Source organism: Phenylobacterium sp. LH3H17 (genome assembly GCF_024298925.1).
GTDB lineage: Bacteria > Pseudomonadota > Alphaproteobacteria > Caulobacterales > Caulobacteraceae > Phenylobacterium.
The window spans coordinates 3,735,467-3,754,609 of record NZ_CP101283.1 but is presented as its reverse complement, the minus strand read 5'-3'; the positions used below and the strand labels follow the sequence as shown (position 1 = coordinate 3,754,609).

Annotated in this window: 20 protein-coding genes; 12 read left to right on the top strand and 8 right to left on the bottom strand. The window is 70.3% G+C overall.

From position 1 onward, the window contains the following. Positions 1-57 precede the first annotated feature (57 nt). From M9M90_RS18515 to M9M90_RS18500, 4 genes are all read left to right on the top strand, one after another. The gene (locus tag M9M90_RS18515; protein ID WP_254834713.1) at positions 58-1,266 is read left to right on the top strand and encodes an acyltransferase family protein; all 1,209 of its coding nucleotides are present in this window, start codon (positions 58-60) and stop codon (positions 1,264-1,266) included. A 151-nt stretch (positions 1,267-1,417) separates the two neighbouring features. Further along, positions 1,418-2,068: a LemA family protein gene (locus tag M9M90_RS18510; protein WP_254834712.1), complete on the top strand. Its 651-nt coding sequence runs from the start codon at positions 1,418-1,420 to the stop codon at positions 2,066-2,068. Next, entirely contained in the window at positions 2,065-2,877 is an 813-nt protein-coding gene (locus tag M9M90_RS18505; RefSeq protein WP_254834711.1) for a YgcG family protein, read from the top strand. The genes M9M90_RS18510 and M9M90_RS18505 overlap by 4 nt, the downstream gene beginning before the upstream one ends. A gap of 1 nt (position 2,878) precedes the next feature. Next, positions 2,879-3,568, top strand: a complete 690-nt coding sequence (locus M9M90_RS18500) for a TPM domain-containing protein (RefSeq protein ID WP_254834710.1) — start codon at positions 2,879-2,881, stop codon at positions 3,566-3,568. Here the strand turns inward: M9M90_RS18500 and M9M90_RS18495 are convergent. Continuing rightward, complete coding sequence (locus M9M90_RS18495; protein ID WP_254834709.1) at positions 3,565-3,831, bottom strand: 2TM domain-containing protein; 267 nt, start codon at positions 3,829-3,831, stop codon at positions 3,565-3,567. The two genes, M9M90_RS18500 and M9M90_RS18495, sit on opposite strands and share 4 nt — an antisense overlap. 219 nt (positions 3,832-4,050) lie before the next feature. On the opposite strand from M9M90_RS18495, the gene M9M90_RS18490 reads away from it, so the two are divergent. Next, positions 4,051-4,746, top strand: a complete 696-nt coding sequence (locus tag M9M90_RS18490) for a hypothetical protein (protein ID WP_254834708.1) — start codon at positions 4,051-4,053, stop codon at positions 4,744-4,746. On the opposite strand, the gene M9M90_RS18485 is transcribed toward M9M90_RS18490, so the two are convergent. Next, on the bottom strand, positions 4,743-6,137 hold the full coding sequence (locus M9M90_RS18485) for a DUF6880 family protein (RefSeq protein ID WP_254834707.1): 1,395 nt from the start codon (positions 6,135-6,137) through the stop codon (positions 4,743-4,745). The two genes, M9M90_RS18490 and M9M90_RS18485, sit on opposite strands and share 4 nt — an antisense overlap. Then, entirely contained in the window at positions 6,134-6,883 is a 750-nt protein-coding gene (gene gloB / locus M9M90_RS18480; RefSeq protein ID WP_254834706.1) for a hydroxyacylglutathione hydrolase, read from the bottom strand. Before gloB ends, M9M90_RS18485 begins: the two co-directional genes overlap by 4 nt. A gap of 77 nt (positions 6,884-6,960) precedes the next feature. Here gloB and M9M90_RS18475 point away from each other — a divergent pair, with 77 nt between their 5' ends. After that, on the top strand, positions 6,961-7,716 hold the full coding sequence (locus M9M90_RS18475) for a class I SAM-dependent methyltransferase (protein WP_254834705.1): 756 nt from the start codon (positions 6,961-6,963) through the stop codon (positions 7,714-7,716). Positions 7,717-7,785: 69 nt separating this feature from the next. Then, the gene (locus tag M9M90_RS18470) at positions 7,786-8,130 is read left to right on the top strand and encodes a P-II family nitrogen regulator (RefSeq protein ID WP_254834704.1); all 345 of its coding nucleotides are present in this window, start codon (positions 7,786-7,788) and stop codon (positions 8,128-8,130) included. A gap of 3 nt (positions 8,131-8,133) precedes the next feature. Here the strand turns inward: M9M90_RS18470 and ggt are convergent, their stop codons facing one another. The 3 genes from ggt to M9M90_RS18455 form a co-directional block, all read right to left on the bottom strand. Further along, positions 8,134-9,888, bottom strand: coding sequence for a gamma-glutamyltransferase (gene ggt, locus M9M90_RS18465; protein ID WP_254834703.1), 1,755 nt, complete (start codon positions 9,886-9,888; stop codon positions 8,134-8,136). A 133-nt stretch (positions 9,889-10,021) separates the two neighbouring features. Further along, positions 10,022-11,350, bottom strand: a complete 1,329-nt coding sequence (locus M9M90_RS21205) for a hypothetical protein (RefSeq protein ID WP_305885124.1) — start codon at positions 11,348-11,350, stop codon at positions 10,022-10,024. Positions 11,351-11,365: 15 nt separating this feature from the next. After that, a complete protein-coding gene (locus tag M9M90_RS18455; RefSeq protein WP_254834702.1) occupies positions 11,366-11,707 on the bottom strand; it encodes a helix-turn-helix domain-containing protein in 342 nt (113 codons plus the stop codon). A 165-nt stretch (positions 11,708-11,872) separates the two neighbouring features. On the opposite strand from M9M90_RS18455, the gene M9M90_RS18450 reads away from it, so the two are divergent. Together M9M90_RS18450 and M9M90_RS18445 are read left to right on the top strand one after the other, a co-directional pair. Continuing rightward, positions 11,873-15,004, top strand: a complete 3,132-nt coding sequence (locus M9M90_RS18450) for an autotransporter domain-containing protein (RefSeq protein WP_254834701.1) — start codon at positions 11,873-11,875, stop codon at positions 15,002-15,004. Positions 15,005-15,019: 15 nt separating this feature from the next. Continuing rightward, positions 15,020-15,298 carry a hypothetical protein gene (locus tag M9M90_RS18445; protein WP_254834700.1) on the top strand — a complete coding sequence of 93 codons (279 nt, stop codon included), beginning with the start codon at positions 15,020-15,022 and terminating at the stop codon, positions 15,296-15,298. Between the two features lie 6 nt (positions 15,299-15,304). Here M9M90_RS18445 and metW read toward each other — a convergent pair whose 3' ends face one another. Beyond that, positions 15,305-15,967, bottom strand: coding sequence for a methionine biosynthesis protein MetW (metW, locus tag M9M90_RS18440; protein WP_254834699.1), 663 nt, complete (start codon positions 15,965-15,967; stop codon positions 15,305-15,307). Continuing rightward, positions 15,964-17,115: a homoserine O-acetyltransferase gene (locus M9M90_RS18435; RefSeq protein WP_254834698.1), complete on the bottom strand. Its 1,152-nt coding sequence runs from the start codon at positions 17,113-17,115 to the stop codon at positions 15,964-15,966. The genes metW and M9M90_RS18435 overlap by 4 nt, the downstream gene beginning before the upstream one ends. A 129-nt stretch (positions 17,116-17,244) precedes the next feature. Between M9M90_RS18435 and M9M90_RS18430 the strand changes: the two genes are divergently transcribed. From M9M90_RS18430 to M9M90_RS18420, 3 genes are read left to right on the top strand one after another with little or no spacing between them, the layout of a single operon-like run. After that, on the top strand, positions 17,245-17,736 hold the full coding sequence (locus tag M9M90_RS18430; protein ID WP_254834697.1) for a histidine phosphatase family protein: 492 nt from the start codon (positions 17,245-17,247) through the stop codon (positions 17,734-17,736). A 2-nt stretch (positions 17,737-17,738) separates the two neighbouring features. Continuing rightward, entirely contained in the window at positions 17,739-18,080 is a 342-nt protein-coding gene (locus M9M90_RS18425; protein ID WP_254834696.1) for a DUF952 domain-containing protein, read from the top strand. Continuing rightward, complete coding sequence (locus M9M90_RS18420) at positions 18,077-19,117, top strand: quinone-dependent dihydroorotate dehydrogenase (protein ID WP_254834695.1); 1,041 nt, start codon at positions 18,077-18,079, stop codon at positions 19,115-19,117. The genes M9M90_RS18425 and M9M90_RS18420 overlap by 4 nt, the downstream gene beginning before the upstream one ends. The last annotated feature ends 26 nt before the right edge of the window (positions 19,118-19,143 follow it).

The following is a 19,143-nucleotide window of genomic DNA, read 5'->3' as shown; positions in this document are numbered from 1 at the left end:
CATGAGCAATCCCGCCCGCCGATGGTCGAACATCGAACTTCCGCATAGGGTGATGCCGTGTCCCCGTCCGTCTCTTCAGAGCGCCGTCCCGACCTCGACTGGATCCGCGTCGGCGCGTTCTTCCTGCTGATTCTCTACCACGTGGGCATGTTCTACGTGCCCTGGGACTTCCACGTGAAATCGCCCCATCCGGTGGAGTGGCTGCAGCCCCTGATGTGGCTGACCAATCCCTGGCGCCTGACCCTGCTGTTCCTGGTGTCCGGAGCCGCCACGCGGTTCATGGCCGACAAGCTGAGCGCGGGCGGCTTGGCCAGGGCGCGAACCGCGCGCCTGCTGCCGCCCATCCTGCTGGCCGTGTTCGTGATCGTGCCGCCGCAGACCTATTACGAGATCGTCGAGAAGCTGGCCTATGCCGGCTCGTTCGCCGAGTTCTACGGCAAATACGTCACGGCCAGCGGCCACTGGCGGCCGGGCGGCGAGCCGCTGATCACGCCGACCTACAATCACATGTGGTTCGTGGTCTATCTGTTCCTCTACAGCCTGATCCTGGCGGCGGCGCTGAAGTGGGGCCGCGGTCTCGTGGCCACCCTCGACCGCGGTGTCGAGAGAGCCCTGGACGGCTGGGGCCTGCTGGTCTGGCCGGTCCTGGCCCTGGTCGTCCTGCGCGCCACCCTGTTCCCGATGTTCGAGGTGACCCACGCCCTGATCGACGACTGGTATAACCACGCGGTCTCATTCGGCGTGTTCCTGCTGGGCTTCCTGATCGCCAAGTCCGAGGTCCTCAAGTCTCGGTTCATCGCCCTGCGCTGGCCGGCCCTGCTGCTGGCGATCGCAAGCTACGGCGCCTATGCCGCCCTGAGCTGGTTCCTGCCGGACACCAATGAGGTCAGCCCGGGCGAGATCGCCCGCCAGACCGCCTTCGCCCTGGACCAGTGGTTCGCCATCGCCGCGGTGCTGGGCTTCGGCGGCAAGCACCTGACCCGCGGCGGGCCGGTCCTCACCTATCTGACGCTCGGCGTGTTCCCGTTCTACATCGTCCACCAGACCTTCATCGTGGTGGCAGGCCATTACCTGGCCCAGTTGGGCATGAACCAGGCACTGGAGGCCGCGATCCTGATCGCCGGCACCTTCGCCGCCTGCTTCGCCACCTATGAGATCGTCCGGCGGGTGAACGTGCTGCGGCCCCTGTTCGGGCTGAAGCCCCTGGCCGCGGCGGAACACGTGGATCGCGCCGACCCCGCCCCGGTCAACCGCGGGGCGGTCTAGGGCCAGGCCCAGGTTCACCACCGGGCCCAGGCGGGCCGCCAGCGCCACTGTGACGAGCCCCCGGACTCGGAGTCATTGCGCAGGAACGAAGCACAGGCCAATTATTCACGGGCCAGGCGAACCTGGCTGACACGTTCTGGGGAGTTCGTCCTTGTCCAAACTCAGCAATCGCTTCGCACGCCTGGCCCTGCTGGTGCTGGCGCCAGTCCTGATCGCCGGTTGCGGCGTCAACACGATCCCGACCAAGGACGAACGGGCCAAGGCCCAGTGGGCCGAGGTCCAGAACCAGTACCAGCGCCGCAGCGACCTGATCCCCAACCTGGTGGAGACGGTGAAGGGCTACGCCGCCCAGGAGAAGTCGGTCCTGGTCGAGGTCACCGAGGCCCGCGCCTCGGCCACCCAGGTCAAGGTCGACGCCTCGACCATCACCGATCCGGCGGCCTTCCAGGCCTATGCCGAGGCTCAGGACCGCCTGTCGGGCGTGCTGGGGCGGCTGATGATGATCCAGGAGGCCTATCCGGACCTGAAGTCGAACCAGAACTTCATGGCCCTGCAGAGCCAGCTGGAAGGCACGGAGAACCGCATCACCATAGCGCGGCGCGACTACAACGAGGCGGTCCGCGACTACAACACCGAGATCCGCACCTTCCCCGGCGCCCTATGGGCCGGGACCGTGCATCGCTGGGCCAAGCCGATGGAGACCTTCAAGGCCAGTCCCGCGGCCCAGACCGCGCCCAGCGTCAACTTCGGGACCAACGCCGCCCCGGCCGCCCCGGCGCCGGCGCCCGCGCCGGCCCAATGACCCTGATGAAGGGACCGCGGGCCTTCTTCGCGGTCCTGGGCGCGCTCGCGCTCCTGGTGGTCTCGGCGGGCGCGGTTTCGGCCGCGCCCAAGTTCCCGCCGCTGACCGGCCGGGTGGTCGACGGCGCCAACCTGTTGTCACCCAGCGCCGAGCAGCAGCTCACGGCCGAGCTCGCCGACCTGGAGGCCAAGACCGGCCGCCAGCTGGTGGTGGCCACCGTCCCCGACCTGCAGGGCTATGAGATCGAGGACTACGGCTACCAGTTGCTGCGCACCTGGGGGATCGGCGACAAGGCGCGGGACGACGGGACGATCCTGGTCGTCGCGCCCACCGCCCGGAAGGTCCGCATCGAGGTCGGCTACGGCCTGGAGCCGGTGCTGACCGATGCGCTCGCCAGCCTGATCATCCAGCAACGCATCCTGCCGGCCTTCAAGAGCGGCAAGATGGAGGAGGGCGTGGTCGACGGGACGCGCGCCATCATGCAGCAGCTGTCCCTGCCCGACGACGAGGCCAAGGCCGCCGTGGCGGCGGCGGCGCCGGCCAGGCAGGAGGCGGGCGGCTCCGGCGGCCCGCCGCTGATCTTCATCCTGTTCATCCTGTTCTGGGTGCTGGGCGGTGTCTTCGGACTGTTCGGCCGTCGCCAGCGGCGCAGCGGCGGGCTCTGGTGGCTGCTGCCATTGATCCTGTCCAACAGCAGCCGGGGCGGCGGCGGTTGGAGCGGGGGCGGCTCGAGCGGCGGCTTCGGCGGCGGCGGTTTCTCCGGCGGCGGCGGTTCGGGCGGCGGCGGCGGCGCGTCGGGGAGTTGGTGAGATGCTGAACGAGACCGACCGGGCCCGCATCCAGGCGGCCGTCCGCCAGGGAGAGGCCCGCACCTCGGGCGAAATCTACTGCGTGGTGGCGCAGGAGAGCTCGGAATATCTGGAAGTTCCCCTGGCCTGGGCGGCGGTGGCCGCCCTGGTCGCCCCGGCCCTGCTGCTGGCGGCGGGAGTCCAGGTCGCCGCGCCGGAGCTCGGTCAGGGCTGGACGGCGGCTCAGATGTCCGACATCGCGACGACCGCCGTACGCTCGGCGCTCACCGGAGCCATCCTGCTGCAGGGCGTCCTGTTCGTGGTGGTCGCGATCCTGGCGGCCCTGCCGCCGGTGCGCCGCCTGCTGACGCCCCGGGCGCTAAAGCGCCACCGGGTGCGGCGTCGGGCCAGCGAGCAGTTCCTGGCCAAGAGCCTGCAATCCACCCGCGAGCGGACCGGGGTGCTGATCTATGTCTCCATCGACGAGCACATGGCCGAGCTGATCGCCGATGACGGCATCGCCGCCAAGGTCGACCGCCAGGTCTGGGACGCGGCGATGGCGCGGCTGATGGAGGGCTTCAAGGCCGACCGTCGGGCCGAAGGTTTCGAGGCCGCGATAAGCCTATGCGTCGACATCCTGGCGCAGCACTTCCCGGCCCGGGCGGGGGACAATCCGAACGAGTTGCCGGACCACGTGGTGCTGCTGCCCTAAACGTCTTCGCGCCGCAGTTCCGCCTGCTGCATCCGCTCCCGCAGGGAGTCGAATGGGACATAGGCCGCCAGGCCGTGGATCAGCACGCCCGTCCCCCAGCCCATGACGGTCCATTGGAGCGTCATGCGATCGGGCCAGAGGAGCAGCTCCATAGCGGCCTGGCCGGCCAAGAAGACCACGAAGCAGGCCAGATGGATGAGGAAGCTCAGCTTGGCGTCGGCCCGGCGCAGGGCGCGTTGGCGGCGGCTATCGGTGTCGGACATGGGGTGTCTCCTTCGACAGGAAGCCTAACCGCGCCGCGATCCTCGAATTAGTGAATTCGCTGCATTGGTGAATCCGGAAATTCCAAATTCACGCCGATCTTCACGAAAGACGTGTTCCATGAAACCCACCGGCGATTGCGGCGCTCATTAGCTGTGGAAGGTCAAAATGGAGGTGTCGCGGCGAGAGCCGGGACCTCGAAGCAGATGCGGGATCGGACAATGCGGAAGCGGCCGAGACGCTGGATCGTCGGCGTCGGATGCGCTGGAGCGGCCCTTCTGGGCGCGACCACGGTCGATGCCCAGACCGCGCAACCGCGCACGTCGGACGAGGCCAGCCAGGCCAGCCTGCAGGGCGCGTTGCTGGCGCCTCTGCGCGACGTCAACCTCATGCGGGACGAGGTGCCCAAGTCCCTGACCGGGGCGCAGGAAGCGCCCTATCTCGATCCGCAGAAGGCGAGCTGCGCCGAGCTGGCGGCGATGATCGCCCCGCTGGAGGCCGCGCTGGGCCCGGACCGCGGAGACGGCGCGGCGCCGCCGAAGTCGGGCGGCCGCACGTTGGTGCTGGGCGCCCTGGCCGACGTCACCCGCGACGTCATCCCGTTCCGCGGCGTGGTGCGCCGGCTGACCGGGGCGTCGCGACAGGACCAGAAGGTGCGCGAGGCCCGCGAGGCCGGCCAGCTTCGCCGGGCCTATCTGAAGGGCTTCGCCTCGGCCAACGGCTGCTACGGGCCGCCGCAGCAGATGGCGGAACGCAGCGATCCGCCGCCGCCGCCCGTCCAGGTGGCGCAGGCCGCGCCGGTCGCGGTGACCCCCATTTCCGCGCCAGCAGAGACACTTCCAGAGCCCCCTAAGCCTGCGGTGCGCTTCAACCTGCCCGAAAGCTGGCGGGCCCAGATGGCCCCCGACCCCTCCTAGACCATCCGGCGCACGCGCTCGCGGAAGCGCGCCGGGGGATCGACCGCGCCCCAGTCGGCGATCTGGCTCTCCAGGCTCTCGTTGGCGGCGGCCTGATGCTTCACCAGTTCGCGCCATTCCGTCGGACGGCTGCGGACCGCCGCCTCGATGATGGCGCGCCGCACCAGGGTGGCCGCCAGGGGATGGCGGGCCTCGAGCGCCTGGGCCGCACGCTCCATGGCTTCGACCCGGCCACCGTCCAACGTCGCCGAACGCGCGAACACGAGCTGCGCCGCCAGGTTCACGGCGGGCCAGACGGTCAGGAAGTCCAGCGCCTGGGTGGCGTCGGGGAATTCGATGGCCAGGGCGAGGGCGCGATCCTCGGCGACCACGTCGTCGAAGTCGGACAGCCGCTTCAGATAGGCCCGCAGGTGCGGCGCGGAGAGCGCGGTCTCGAACGCCGCCCAGCGCAGGGCCTGGGCGTCGTCCTTGCGGCCGGTTGCCTCCAGTCCGGCCTCATAGGCGGCCATCCACTCGGGACCGCCGGGGAGGCGGAGCAGGGGCGGCAGGCCTTTGCCGTAGGGCGGCTCGAGAGCCAAGTTCGACGGCGCGCCCGCCTCGAGGACCGCAAGGGCCTCCTCCGGACGGCCGACCGTGAGCAGGCGGCTTCCGATCTGGGCCGCGCCCCAGGGGGTCGCCGTCTCGCGAGGCGAGAGGGTCGCTGCATATCCGGCCACGTCGCCGGCCGCGTCGGCCAGCATCTGGCTGGCCAGGCGCAGGTGGGTGCGCGCGCTCGGACCACGAGGGTCAAGCTCGGCCACCGCCTGGCGCAGCCACGTGACCGCTGCGGGATCGAGCCCCTGGATCACGCCGGCGAGCACGGCCACAGCCAGGCGTGGCTCAAGGTCGCCTAGGGCCTTCAGCGCGAACTGGGCCAGGGCCGGTGGCGCGATTCCGGCGTTTGGAATGAGGTCGCCCAGGTCGCGGGCCGCGACGGCGAACACCTTGGCCACTTCTCCCCGCGCGTCCTTCACCCGGTCCAGGACATCCTCGGCGATCGCGAGAAAACGCCCCAGCAGGTCGAAGGCGAGCGCCGGCGACTCCTTGGCCAGCTGACCGGCGATCAGGCGGCGCTGCAGGTCAAGGTCGAGGACCAGAGCCTTGTACTTGCGCCACGGCACCCGGCCGCGGCGGCTGGCCATGGTCGCCAGGGTCTTGTCGATCTCGGCGGCCAGGACGTCGGGGCCGGCGGCGGCGGCCAGCTCCAGGCGCAGGCGGCGCTTCACCACCGGCTGTTCGTCCGCCAGCTCGAGAGCGAGATCGGCCAGCCGCTCGGCGCCGAGCGCGACCAGGTTGGCGTGGGTCAGGGTCCGGCGCGAGCCGCGCGGCTTCGGGCGGGGTGCGGCGGTCACCCCTTGAAGCTGTCCTTGGCGGCGCGGACGGCGGCGAAGGCCTCGTGCTCGGGTACGCCGGGACGCAGCAGGGGCGCGCGCAGGAAGGGGTTGGTGGCCTTTTCCAGGCCGATGGTGGTGGGCACGGTCCACTCCCCCCGCTCGCGAGCGGCGAAGATCTCCGCGGCCCGGGCCTTCAACGCCGGATCGTCATCCACCGAGAGGGCGAAGCGAGCGTTGGAGGCGGTGTATTCGTGGGCGCAATAGACGGTGGTGTCATCGGGCAGGTTCGCCAGGCGCTGGAGGCTGGCCCACATCTGCTGCGGCGTGCCCTCGAACAGCCGTCCGCAGCCGAGCGCGAACAGGGTGTCGCCGACGAAGGCCACGTGGTCGGCCGAGTCGAAATAGGCGATGTGACCCAGGGTGTGGCCGCCGGAATCCAGCACCTGGAACGCGGTCTCGCCCAGCTTGACCACGTCGCCATGCGCAACCTCGCGGTCGGGAGCCTTGCCGATCCGCTCCACCTCCTTGGGGCCGACGACGGTCGCGCCGGTGGCCGCCACGATGTCGGCGTTGCCGCCGGCATGGTCGGGATGCCAGTGGGTGTTGAGGATCAGGTCGAGCTTCCAGCCGACCTTGTCCAGCTCGCGCAGGATGGCGGCCGCGTCGGGGGTGTCGACGCAGGCGGCCAGGCCCGTGGCGTCGTCGCGGACCAGGAAGCCGTAGTTGTCCGAGAGGCAGGGGAATTGATGCACGGTGATCGTCATGGCGGCCTCTCGAAAGACTTCGTGTACGGGTCCCTGGCATTTAGGGTCGGGCGACCCGCAAGTCGAGCATAGGCCCCATGCGCCGCGACGTCCTGGAACTGCGCGAATTCTACGCCACGCCGCTGGGCCGCGCGGCGCGCGAGATGGTGGGCCGCAAGGTGCTGGAGACCTGGGACGACGCCCAGGGCCTGGACCTGCTGGGCCTGGGCTACGCCATCCCGTTCCTGGGCGGCGCCCGCGCGGCGGCGCGCCGGGTGGTGGCGGCCATGCCCGCCCAGCAGGGCGTCGAGATCTGGCCGGCGGACGCCGCCAACCTGGCCTGCCTGACCGATGAGGACAGCTTGCCGTTCCCCAACGCCTTCTTCGACCGCATCCTGGCGGTCCACGCCCTGGAGGAGAGCCCCGATCCGCTGGCCCTGATGCGCGAGGTGTGGCGGGTGCTGGCGCCTTCAGGCCGGGTGATCGTGGTCACCGCCGCGCGCAACGGCCTGTGGGCCAACGCCGAGAAGACCCCCTTCGGCCACGGCCGCCCCTATACCCGCGGCCAGCTGGCCGATCTGTTGCGTGAGGCTGAACTGGAGCCCACGGGCTGGACCCGGGCGCTCTATGTGCCGCCGGTCCCCTGGATGTCCGGCTGGGCCGAGGCCTTCGAGCAGGCCGGCTCCCGGCTTTGGCCGCGGTTCGCGGGCCTGGTGCTCACCGAGGCGGTCAAGCAGACCTTTGCGGTCAAGGCCAAGCCCGCCCGGGCGCGGGCTCGGGTGGCGCGCCCCGCCCTGGCCCCGCTGCCCGCCAACCGGGCGCCTGCTTCCCGGGCGCCTCGGCGCGATCCTTAGCTCAGGCCTTGGAGCCTGCCGCGCGGCGCCCTAGCTTCGAAGCCACAGTCGCTTCGCGGAGCCAGCGCCATGAAAATGATCGTCGCGGTTATCAAGCCCAGCCGCCTGGACGCGGTCCTCGAGGCCGTCACCGAGGCCGGAGCCTCGGGCCTGACCGTCACCGAGGTCCGCGGCTACGGGCGCCAGCGCGGCAAGACCGAGGTCTATCGCGGCGCCGAATACGAGGTGAAGCTGCTGCCCAAGGTGAAGCTTGAGATCGCCGTGCCCACCGACATCCTCGACACGGTGATGGAGGCGGTGGCCCGGACGGCCAATACCGGCAAGATCGGCGACGGCAAGATCTTCGTCCTCGACCTGGAACAGGCCCTGCGCATCCGCACCGGCGACCGAGACGCCGCCGCCATCGCGGGATAGGGCTCAGCGCGCCGGACGCTGCACCATTGCCGTGCCGACGCCGTGGCGCTTGCCTTCGCTCACCGCCGTGACGGCGCCGTCGGGATGGAACACGATGGCGCTGGCCGCGCCGATCTCCTCGGGCCTGTCCTCCCACCTGTGGCCGAATTGCTCCAAGGCCTTCGCCCGTGCGCCCTGCGCGAAACCCGGCTCGACCGAGATCGCCGTCCCGTTCCGCTCGCTCATGCGCGGCGCGTCGATCGCCTGCTCCATGGGCATGCCAAGGTCGATGTGGTTGACGATGGACTGGAGCACCGTGGTGATGATGGTCGCGCCACCGGGGCTGCCGATCGTGAAGGCCGGTTTGCCGTCCTTGAGCGCGATCGTCGGAGCCATGCTGGAGCGGGGCCGCTTGCCCGCCTCCGGCACGTTCGGCCGCGGACCGGTGAAGTCGAAGTCCGTCATCTCGTTGTTCAGCAGGAAGCCGTAGCCCGGCACCACGATGCCGCTGCCGCCCCAGGATTCGATCGTGAAGGTGTAGGCGACCACATTTCCGTCCTTGTCGGACACGGTCAGGTGCGTCGTGTGCGCGCTTTCCACGGGCTGTCGCGCGCCCGGCGGGCGCAGCGGGATGCTCTGGTCGCTCTGGAACGCGTAGGGGTCGCCGGGGGCGACATCCTTCGCCGCCGAGCGCGGATCGATGAGAGCGGCGCGCTGCCTGGCATAGGCCTTGGAGAGCAGGCCCTGGACGGGCGCGTCCACGTATTCGGGATCAGCCAGGTAGGCATTGCGGTCGGCGAAGGCCAGACGGCTCGCCTCGAGGTAGACATGCTCCGCACTGGCGCGGTCCATGGATTTCAGATCGAAGGTCTCGAGGATGTTCAGGGCCTCGGCGACGGTTACGCCGCCGCTGCTGGGCAGGGGCATGCCGTAGAGGTCGTAGCCGCGATAGGTGCTGTGCACCGGCTGGCGGATGCGGGCTTCATAGTTGGCGAGATCGGCCAGCGTCATCGCTCCAGGGCGGACCGATTTGCCGGCGGCGAGGGGCGGGCGGTTGACCGCGTCGACGATCGCCTGCGCCATCGGCCCCCGGTAGAATGCGTCGAGACCATCGGCTGCGATTGCGCGATACGCCCTGGCGAGGTCGGGATTGCGCAGGATGGCGCCCGCCGGGATCGCCCTGCCGTTCCTCAGATAGAGGGCGCTGGTCGTCGAGAAGTTCTGAAACTTCGCCTCGTTTTCGGCCACCAGCCGGTGGAACGTCGGCGTGACCTGAAAGCCCGCGGTCGCCACCTGGATGGCCGGCGCGAGGACCTGGTCGAACGACATGACGCCGTAGCGTTCCAGCGCCTCGTGCCAGCCGCGCACCGTGCCCGGCACGCCCACCGAGGCGCCGCTGGCGACCGCCGTGTCGAAGTCGATCGGCGCGCCGTTCGCCTGGAACACAGCCGGCGTGAAGGCGGCTGGAGCCATTTCACGGTGATCGATGGTGATCACGCGGTTTTCCTTGGCGAGGTAGATGACCATGAAGCCACCCCCGCCGATCCCACAGCTGAAGGGATCGGTGACGCCCAGCGTGGCCGCCGCGGCCACGGCGGCGTCGATGGCGTTGCCGCCCTTGTTCAGGATGATCATCGCCGAGCGCGAAGCCTGTTCGCTGATCGTTGCGGCCGCGCCGCCAGAGCCGGTGGCGACGGGTGGCTTCGCGTGGGCGGGGGAAAGGCTCAGGCCGAGGGACAGGATCAGCCCGCAAGCGAGGGCCTTGGCGGCGTGGATCATGGGTCGGCCTGGGGCGTGGGAAACCGGCGGCCGCTTGATCGGCCCTCGGTCGGCAACCTAGTCGGCGACTCGATCGGGGGTCAATTCGTCCGGCGAGGCTCGGGTGCGCCGCCGGGCCTGAGGCGCTGGGGGTCTATCCGGTGAAGTCGCCGGGGGGCGGCGGCCGGACGGCATAGAGGCTGGAGGCCGAGAGCTCGCCGTGCCATCCGCCTTCGGGGGGCTTTGCCGCTTCAGGCGGCGCCGATCCGCCGGGTCGGCCCAGCATCAGGTGGCCGTCGGCGACGCCGTCGCCGTTCAGATCGACATCGACCCGCAGGCCCGGCAGGGGCAAGGTCGCCGTGGCGCCGAAGAAGCCGTTCACATCGCCCAGGATATTGGCCTCCTGGTGTTCACCCACCACCGTGTAGGTCCGCCCGCCGCTGAAGGCGATGCGGTCGCCCTGGGCCTGGGCGAAGTCGAGCACGACGCCCAGCAGGCCGTTGGCGTCGGCCTGACCCGAGAAGACGAAGGTGTCGGCGCCCCCGCCGCCGGTCGCCACCGCGTCGGGGCCCAGGAAGATCTGGTCGTCGCCGTCCCCGCCGTCGAGCTGGTCGAACTGTCCCGGATCCGCGCCACCGCCCTGCAGGGTGTCGTTCCCGTCGCCGCCGTGCAGGGTGTCGGCGCCGCCGCCGCCGTTCAGGCTGTCGTCGCCGGCGCCGCCGAAGATCTCGTCGCGGCCCTCGCCGCCCTGCAGGGTGTCGGCGCCCGCGCTCCCGCGCAGCACCTGGACATCTTCCTCGGGCGCGGCGGGAGTATCGAGCCGTCCCGGATCTTCCAGGCTGGTCGCCAGGGTTGCGGATTCCACCGCGGTGGTGGCCGGAGGCGCGTCGGGCGCGGCCGGGGCCGCCGCCAGGTCGGCGGGTTGGCCGGCGCTGGTTTCGGCGTTGTCCTGGGCGCCCAGCAGTTCGTGGCGCAGGTCGTCGGCGGGTTGGGCCTGGGCGGCCAGCGGGGCCAGGGCCGCCGCCGCGCCCAGGGCGACGGGCGTCGCGGGCGGGCTGGGCACGGTCGCGGCCTCGGCGTGGTCGACCTCGTGGATGAAGGTGGCGGCCATCACCAGGGCGACGACGATCTGGGCGTGGCGTCCGCTCAGCGAGACCACGACATCGCCGCGATGCTCGCGCCAGTCGGGACCCAGCAGGCGGTCGCAGGCGCTCCACAGGGTGTCGCCTTCCTGGATCGCGTCGGCGGCGGCGTCGTGGATCACGAACTGGCCGTCGATCCGGGCGATGTGGACCAGGATCTCCTCGTTCTCGTCCTTGATGACGCACCAGGGATCGCCGTCGTCGCTGACGCCGTAGACGGCCTCGACCTTGCCGCCGCCCGCCGAGAGCCGGTCGGCCAGGTCGGCCAGCCGTTCGCGTTCGGAAGCGGTCCACCCCCCGCCCGCGCTGGCGCGCGGCGTGAACGGCACGACGTTGCTCATGGCGCCCGCGGTTCCCTAAGCCCGATTGGCCAGACGCGCGCTGGGCGCATCCTCGGCCGCATCCCCGAACAGAAGCCGGAAGAGCTCCGGCTCATAGTAGCGCAGCAAGGTGCGGGCAAATTCGGCGGGATCAAGGCCGACCGCCTCCGCCCATGCCCCCTGGGTCTCGATGGGAACTCGGCCCAGGCCGCTCTCCACCTGGGAGACGAAGGTGTAGTACCGCAGACCCACCCGCACGGCGAGTTCGGCCTGGGTCAGGCCGGCGGCTTCGCGCGCGGCCTTCAGCCAGCGCCCCGCCTCCTGGCGCAGGATCTTGGTCGCCGCAGCCCGCGCCGGATCAACCGCGCTTCTTGGCATCTGTCTCAACTCCATGACCGCGGGCGCCGACGGCCCGCTCAGCCATCTTGCAACACCCGGGCGGGCTATGTACAGTAATTACGAAACGTATTTCTACGCCACGTATAACGCCTTGTCGCAGCCATAACATGGTTCCGGAGGCGTCCGCCACCTTCCGGAGACTCCATGCCCCTGCGCCACGTCCTGCTCGCCGCTGCTTCTCCCCTGTGCCTGCTGGCGGGCGCGGCCCACGCCGAAACGACGGTGACCAACGAACGGACCACCGCGATCGCCACGGCCACGGCGGCGAGCGGCTCGCCCGACAGCATCAAGGTGACGAGCGCGGGCTCCGTGAAGCTCACCTCCGGCACGGCCATCACCGTGAACAGCAACCACGCCGTCACCCACGAGGGTTCGATCATCATCCAGAACGCCGACGACGCCACCGGCTTACTGGTGCAGGGCGGGACCACGTCGGAGGTGAAGATCGCGGGCTCCATCCAGGTCGACGAGACCACGGAGATCAAGGACGCCGACGCCGATGGCGACAATGACGGCGCGTTCGCCACCGGCAATCGGCGGTTCGGCGTGCGCGTCACCGGCGCGCAGCCCTTCCACGGCCAGATCATCATGACCGGCGGCTCCATCGCCGTGGAAGGCAATGGTTCGGCGGGGATCTCGGTGGAGACCGCCATCGACGGCTCGGTGCGCACCGCAGGCGCCATCACCGTCAGCGGCGACCGGATCTATGGTGTCCACACCGTCGGCACGGTGGGCGGCGACGTGGCGATCCTCTCCTCGGTCCTGGTCCAGGGCAAGGACGCCGTGGGCGTCGCGGTCGACCAGGGGGTCGGCGGCAAGCTGGTCCTGGGCGCCACCATCACCGCCACGGGCTATCGGTACACCACCCGCCCGGCCGACGCGGCCCTGGCCAAGCTGGATGCCGACGACCTGCTGATCGGAGGCCCGGCGGTGCGGGTGCGCGGCGACGTGATCGGCGGCATCGTGGTCGATGCGCCCCCGGCGAACCTGGACGCCAACGACACCGACGAGGACGACGACGGCATCGCCGACGCCTCGGAGACCACCGGCACGATCAGCTCGGTCGGCACGGCCCCGGCGATCCTGGTGGGCGACGTGGCCGGGCACGACATCCGCCTGGGCCTGGGGGGGACCGGGGTCAACGCCCACGGCCTCAACATCAAGGGCACGGCGCAGAGCGCGGGCGTCTATGACGGCGCGGCGTCCACAGCGATCCAGCTAGGCGGCCTCGGCGGCAAGGTCGCCATCGATGGCGGCGTGCGCGTCTCGGGCTCGGTCACCGCCAATACGGCCAAGGCCAACGCCACCGCCTTGCGCCTAGGCTCCGGGGCGACCACGCCTCTGATCCGCAACGAGGGCGGGACGATCAAGGCCACGACGGCCTCGACCGACGCCGTCGACGTCCGCGCCATCCAGATCGATGCAGGCGCCTCAGCCGGCTATCTCGGCAATTCGGGCACGATCAGCGCGGGAATCACCGGGACCAAGGGCGCGGCCACCGCCATCCTCGATTCCGCCGGCTCCCTGCGGCTGATCGAGAACATCCACACCATCTCGGCGACCATCACCCCCAGCGATTCCGCGGCGGTGACCGGCAGCGCGACGGCGCTCGACCTGCGGGCCAATACGGCGGGCGTCACGGTGCGCCAGGCCGCCAACGCCAGCACCACCATCACCCCCACCATCACCGGCGACCTGCTGTTCGGCTCGGGCGCGGCGCGGCTGGAACTGCTGGCCGGGGTGCTGAACGGCAAGGTGGCTTTCGGCTCCGGCGCCGACACCCTGGTGATCGACGGCGGGGCCAGGATGACCGGCGACCTGACCGACGCCGGCGGCGGACTGACCATGAACATCGTCAAGGGCCGGCTGACCGCCACCAACACGGAAACCCTGAACCTCACCAGCCTGAGCCTGGGCGCCACCGGCGAACTGGTGCTGACCGCCGATCCGGTGGGCGGCAAGTCGACCACGCTCAAAGTGTCGGGGGCGGCCAATGTGGCCACAGGCGCCAAGCTCGGCCTGAGGTTCGCCACCAAGCTGACCTCGCCCGCCAGTTTCAGCCTGATCAAGGCCGGCGCGCTCACCGTCGGAACCCTGGATCAGAGCCTGCTGAGCTCCACGCCCTGGCTCTACAAAGCCGACCTGCGGGTCGACGCCGCCCAGAACACCATCTTCGCCGACGTCCGTCGCCGCACCGCGGCCGAGGCGGGGCTGAACGCCGCCGAGGCTTCGGCCTACGATGCGGTGTTCGCCAATTTCGACCGCGACACCGGCGTCCGCGACGCCCTGCTGGCCAAAACCGACGAGGGGACCTTCGCCGGCCTCTACGACCAGTTCCTGCCCGACTATTCGGGCGGCCTGTTCAACGTGCTGTCGACCGCCTCGGACGCCACCAACCGTGCGATCGAGGAGGAGCAGCCGATGATGTCGCGCGACGGCCTGCGGCTGTGGACGCAGGAGATCGCCTTCCTGGTCAAGCGCGACATCGACCGGACCTCCAGCTACGAGGCCGACGGCTTCGGGCTGGCCGGCGGGATCGAGGCGCCCGACACCACGGTCGGGACGCTGGGCCTGATGACCAGCTTCGTGAACGTCGACGTCGAGGACGAGGGCTCCAACACCGCCGAGACCCTGGGCGGCCAGGTCTATTCGGCCGGGGTCTATTGGCGCGACACGGCGGGCGGCCTGACCGTCAACCTGGGCGCGACCGGCGGTTACGCCCGGCTGAAGAGCAAGCGGGTGCTGTCCGACGCGGCGAGCGGCCTGTCGCGGAACACGAAATCCGACTGGAACGGCGGGACCTTCGCGGTCCACGCCAACGCCAGCTACCTGTTCGAGGCCGGCGACTTCTTCGCCAGGCCTCAGGTCAGCGCCGACTACTTCCTACTGAAGGAAGACAGTCGGACCGAGAGCGGCGGCGGCGCGGCGATGGATCTGGCCATCGATAAACGTTCGAGTTCACAGCTTGGCGCCTTCGCGGGCGTCACCTTCGGGGCGCGTCTGGGCGAGGAGAGCGCCTTCGTCTGGGTTCCGGAAGTGACGGCTGGCTGGCGTCAGGTCTCCGGCGACGGGGTGGATGTCACGACCGCCCGCTTCGTCGCCGGAGGCCCTTCCTTCAGCCTCGCCGCCCCGGAACTTTCCGGCGGTGGCCCGGTTCTGCGCTTGGCCCTTCGCGGCCAAGCCGAATATTTCGACTTCGCGATCGAGGCCGGGGGCGAATTGCGAGACGATTACGAAGCCTATGATGGCCGCGTGGTCGCGAGATTCCTGTTCTAGCGTAAGGACTTAGGTATGACGCTCTTGGTCGGGGGACTCTTGGCGGTGGCCGCGGTGCTGGTGAGCCTCGCCAGAAGGACCGCGGGACGCCCCCCGCTCTGGCGTTCGAAAGTCGCCTTCATCGGCGCCTGCGGCTGTTTGTCACTGGCCGTGCTGCTGGTGATCGCCGATCCGATGGCGCTGGTCGAGACTCCGGTGCTGTTGGTGGCCGCCTACTGCCTGTTCGAAGGCGGCATGGCCCTGATCAGCCTGCGCGCCGCGGCGGGCCGGCCGGCCCCGGCCTGGCTGCTCTAGGCTCGTCTAGCCGAACAGGTCCGATTTGGTCGGCGGAACCGGCGTGGGCTCCGGCTCTGGCTTGCGGCTAAGCAGGAAGAGGGCGGTCTCGGCCCGCCAGTTCTCGATCGGGCGCGCGGCGTCGATCTGGCGGGGCGGTTTTCCCGGCGCCAGGGAGACGCAGGCGTCGATCCGCAGGTTCAGATCCGCGCATAGCGAGGTGAAGTCGCGCAGGGTGCAGAGGTGGATATTGGGGGTCGACCACCAGGGCTCGGGCAGGGCCTTGGTCTCGGGCATCCGCCCCGTGGTGATCAGCGCCATCCGCACTCGCCAGTGGCCGAAGTTCGGCACCGAGACCACGGCCCGCTCGGCGATCCGCAACAGTTCGGAGAGCACGTGCTTGGGATCGCGCACCTGCTGCAGGGTCTTGGACAGGATGGCGTAGTCGAAGGCCTTGGTCGGAAAGTGGTCGAGGTCGCGATCGGCGTCGCCCTGCACCACCGCCAGCCCACGCGCCAGGCAGGCGCCGACGCCCTCGGAAGACAGCTCCAGCCCCTGGCCGTCGACGTTCTTCTCGCGCGTCAGCAACTCCAGCAGCTCGCCCTCGCCGCAGCCGACGTCCAGCACCCGAGCGTCGGGCCGCACCAGCCGCAGGATCTCGCGGAAGTCGTCGCGCAGGGGACCGCTCACGCCAGGCCCCGCTTCTCGGCGTTGGACTCAAGGAAGCCGCGCAGGGCCGAGTCGAGCGCCGGCTCGTCGAGGAAGAAGGCGTCGTGGCCCTTGTCGGTCTCGATCTCGGCGAAGCTCGCCCGGCACCCGGCAGCGTTCAGCGCGCGCACGATGTCGCGGCTCTCGGCCGTGGAATAGAGCCAGTCCGAGGAGAAAGACAGCACGCAGAACCGAACGGCGCGGGCCCGGCGGAACGCCTCGGCCAGCACGCCGCCGTGGTTCCCGGCCAGGTCGAAATAGTCGAGCGCCCGGGTGATGTAGAGGTAGGAGTTGGCGTCGAAGCGGTCGACGAAGCTCGCCCCCTGGTGACGCAGATAGCTCTCCACCTGGAAATCGGCGTCGAAGCCCCAGGAAAGGCCGTCGCGCTGCAATTCGCGGCCGAACTTCCGCTGCAGGGCGGTCTCCGACAGATAGGTGATGTGGGCGGCCATGCGGGCCACGGCCAGACCCTTCTCCGGGCGCACGCCCGCGACCTGGTAGGAGCCGCCGCGCCAGTCCGGATCGGCCATGATCGCCTGGCGGCCGACCTCGTGGAAGGCGATGTTCTGGGCCGAATGGCGCGCCGCCGCGGCGATGCAGATAGCCGAATAGAGCCGGTCCGGATAGTCGGCCGCCCACTGCAGGACCTGCATCCCGCCCATGGAGCCGCCGACCACCGCGAACAGGGTCTCGATGCCAAGGGCTTCCACCAGCATGGCCTGGGCGCGAACCATGTCGGCGATGGTGATCATCGGGAAGGTGAGCGCGTAGGGCTTGCCGGTGGTGGGATCGATGGAGCCGGGCCCCGTCGAGCCCATGCAGCCGCCCACCACATTGGTGCTGATGATGAAATAGCGGCCAGGGTCGAGGGGCAGGCCCGGGCCGATCACCCGCTCCCACCAGCCGGGCTTTCCGGTAACCGGATGGACGGAGGCCGCGTGCTGGTCGCCGGTCAGGGCATGGCAGACCAGGACGGCGTTGGACTTGTCGGCGTTCAGGGCGCCGTAGGTCTTGTAGCCGATCTCCAGCGGGGTCAGCAGGGCGCCGCTATCCAGGCGCAACGGCTTGTCGGCGGGAAAACGATGCGTCCCGCCGCCGGTCTCGCCTGTCGGGATCGCAACAGCGGTCATCGGGGCCTTGAAGACCGTTTCACTCATTCGCTGTCAACCGCTTCGCGTCAGGCGAAGACGCCGCTATGAGACTTTTGTGAGCGGCGCGTTTGGGGGCGTTCGCAAGTAGGGGGGCGCGGCGAAGCGTTCATGGACCGGCTTATCCTCTTGCGGCACGGCAAGGCCGAGCGCGACTCCGCCAGCGGCGACGACTTCGACCGCCGGCTCGACGGCCGCGGCGCCGTCGAATCCGCCGCCATGGCCGAGCGCCTGGCCGATCTCGGCCTGATCCCCGACCTGGTGCTGGTCTCGCCCTCGGCCCGGACCCGGGAAACCTGGGCCGCGGTGGCGCCGGCCTTCCCGAACGCCGACTTCCGGGTGGAGCGCGCGCTCTATCACGCCGAGGAATCCACGGTCCGCGAGATGGCCGAGGCGGCGGGCGAGACCTCCGGCACGGTGATGATCGTCGGCCACAATCCGGGCCTGCAGGACCTGGCCATCCGCCTTCTGGCCGAGGGCTCGGCGCCCCAGACCCTGGTCGCCCGCGCCCACGGAGCCTTCCCGCCCTCGGCGGCGGCGGTGTTCCTGTTCGATGCGGCGGGCCGCCCGTCCTATGACGGCCTCTTCTTACCCAAGGACTGAGCGTGGGCCGAATCTACAAGATCCTGACGCGCCTCGAGTGGGACCAGGCCCGGGCGGCTGGCCTGTTCACGGGCTCGGCGGTCGACCGGGCCGACGGCTTCATCCACTTCTCCACCGGAGTCCAAGCGGCGGAGACGGCGCGGCGACACTTCGCCGGACAGCCCGACCTCTTGGTCCTCGAGATTGAACCAGGTGACCTGGGCGGGGCCCTGCGCTGGGAGCCCTCGCGCGGCGGCGACCTCTTTCCGCACCTCTACGGGCCTCTGGCGGTCTCGCAGGTCCTGGCCGTGACGGAGGCGCCGCTGGACGCAGACGGAGTTCCGATGCTGGGAGCCCTGGCGTGACCGTTCACGACCTCGCCGCCCGCGTCCTGCACGTGCTCGACCCGGAGGACGCCCACGGCGTCACCATACGCGCCCTGCAGGCGGGGCTGGGCCCCCGCGCCGGCGTCGACGATCCGATCCTGGCGACGGAGGTCGCCGGGCTCGCCCTGCCCAACTGCGTCGGCCTGGCGCCCGGGTTCGACAAGAACGCCCAGGTATTCGGTCCCATGCTGCGGGCCGGCTTCGGCTTCGTGGAGTGCGGCACGGTCACCCCCCTGGCCCAGGCCGGCAATCCGCGCCCGCGCCTGTTCCGGCTGAGTGAGGATCGGGCGGTGATCAACCGCATGGGATTCAACAATGAGGGGCTGGAGCCCTTCGCCGCGCGCCTGGCGCGGCGGGGTCCCGGGATCGTCGGGGCCAATATCGGCGCCAACAAGGACGCTCAGGACCGCATTGGCGACTATGTCACGGGCCTGACCCGGCTCTGGGGCCTAGCCTCCTATTTCACCATCAACATCTCCTCGCCCAACACGCCGGGCCTGCGCGCCCTGCAGACCAAGGCTGCGCTGGAGGAACTGCTGGGCCGCCTCGCCGCCGCCCGTGACAGCCTGCCGGCGGAAGGCCTTGTTCCGATGTTCCTGAAGGTCGCGCCCGACCTCGAGGACGGCGAGGTCGAGGCCATCGTCGAGACCGTGGTCGCCAACGGCGTGTCGGGGATCATCGTCTCCAACACCACCATCACCCGGCCGCCGCTCGCCTCGCGCCACGCAGGCGAAGCCGGCGGGCTCTCGGGCGCGCCGCTGACGGAACTTTCGACCCGGATGCTGGCGCGGTTCGGTGACGCCGCGCGCGGCCGCGTCGCCTTGATCGGAGCCGGCGGAATCGGCTCGGGAGCCGACGCCTACGCGAGAATCCGGGCTGGGGCCCAGGCCGTTCAGCTCTATTCCGCCATGGTGTTCGAGGGTCCGGGGCTGGTGACGCGGATCAAGCGCGACCTGGCCGCGCGCCTGCGCGCCGACGGGTTCGCCTCGGTCGCCCAGGCGGTGGGCGCCGGTTAAGCTTCGCTCCCGCCCCGGGCGCGTTT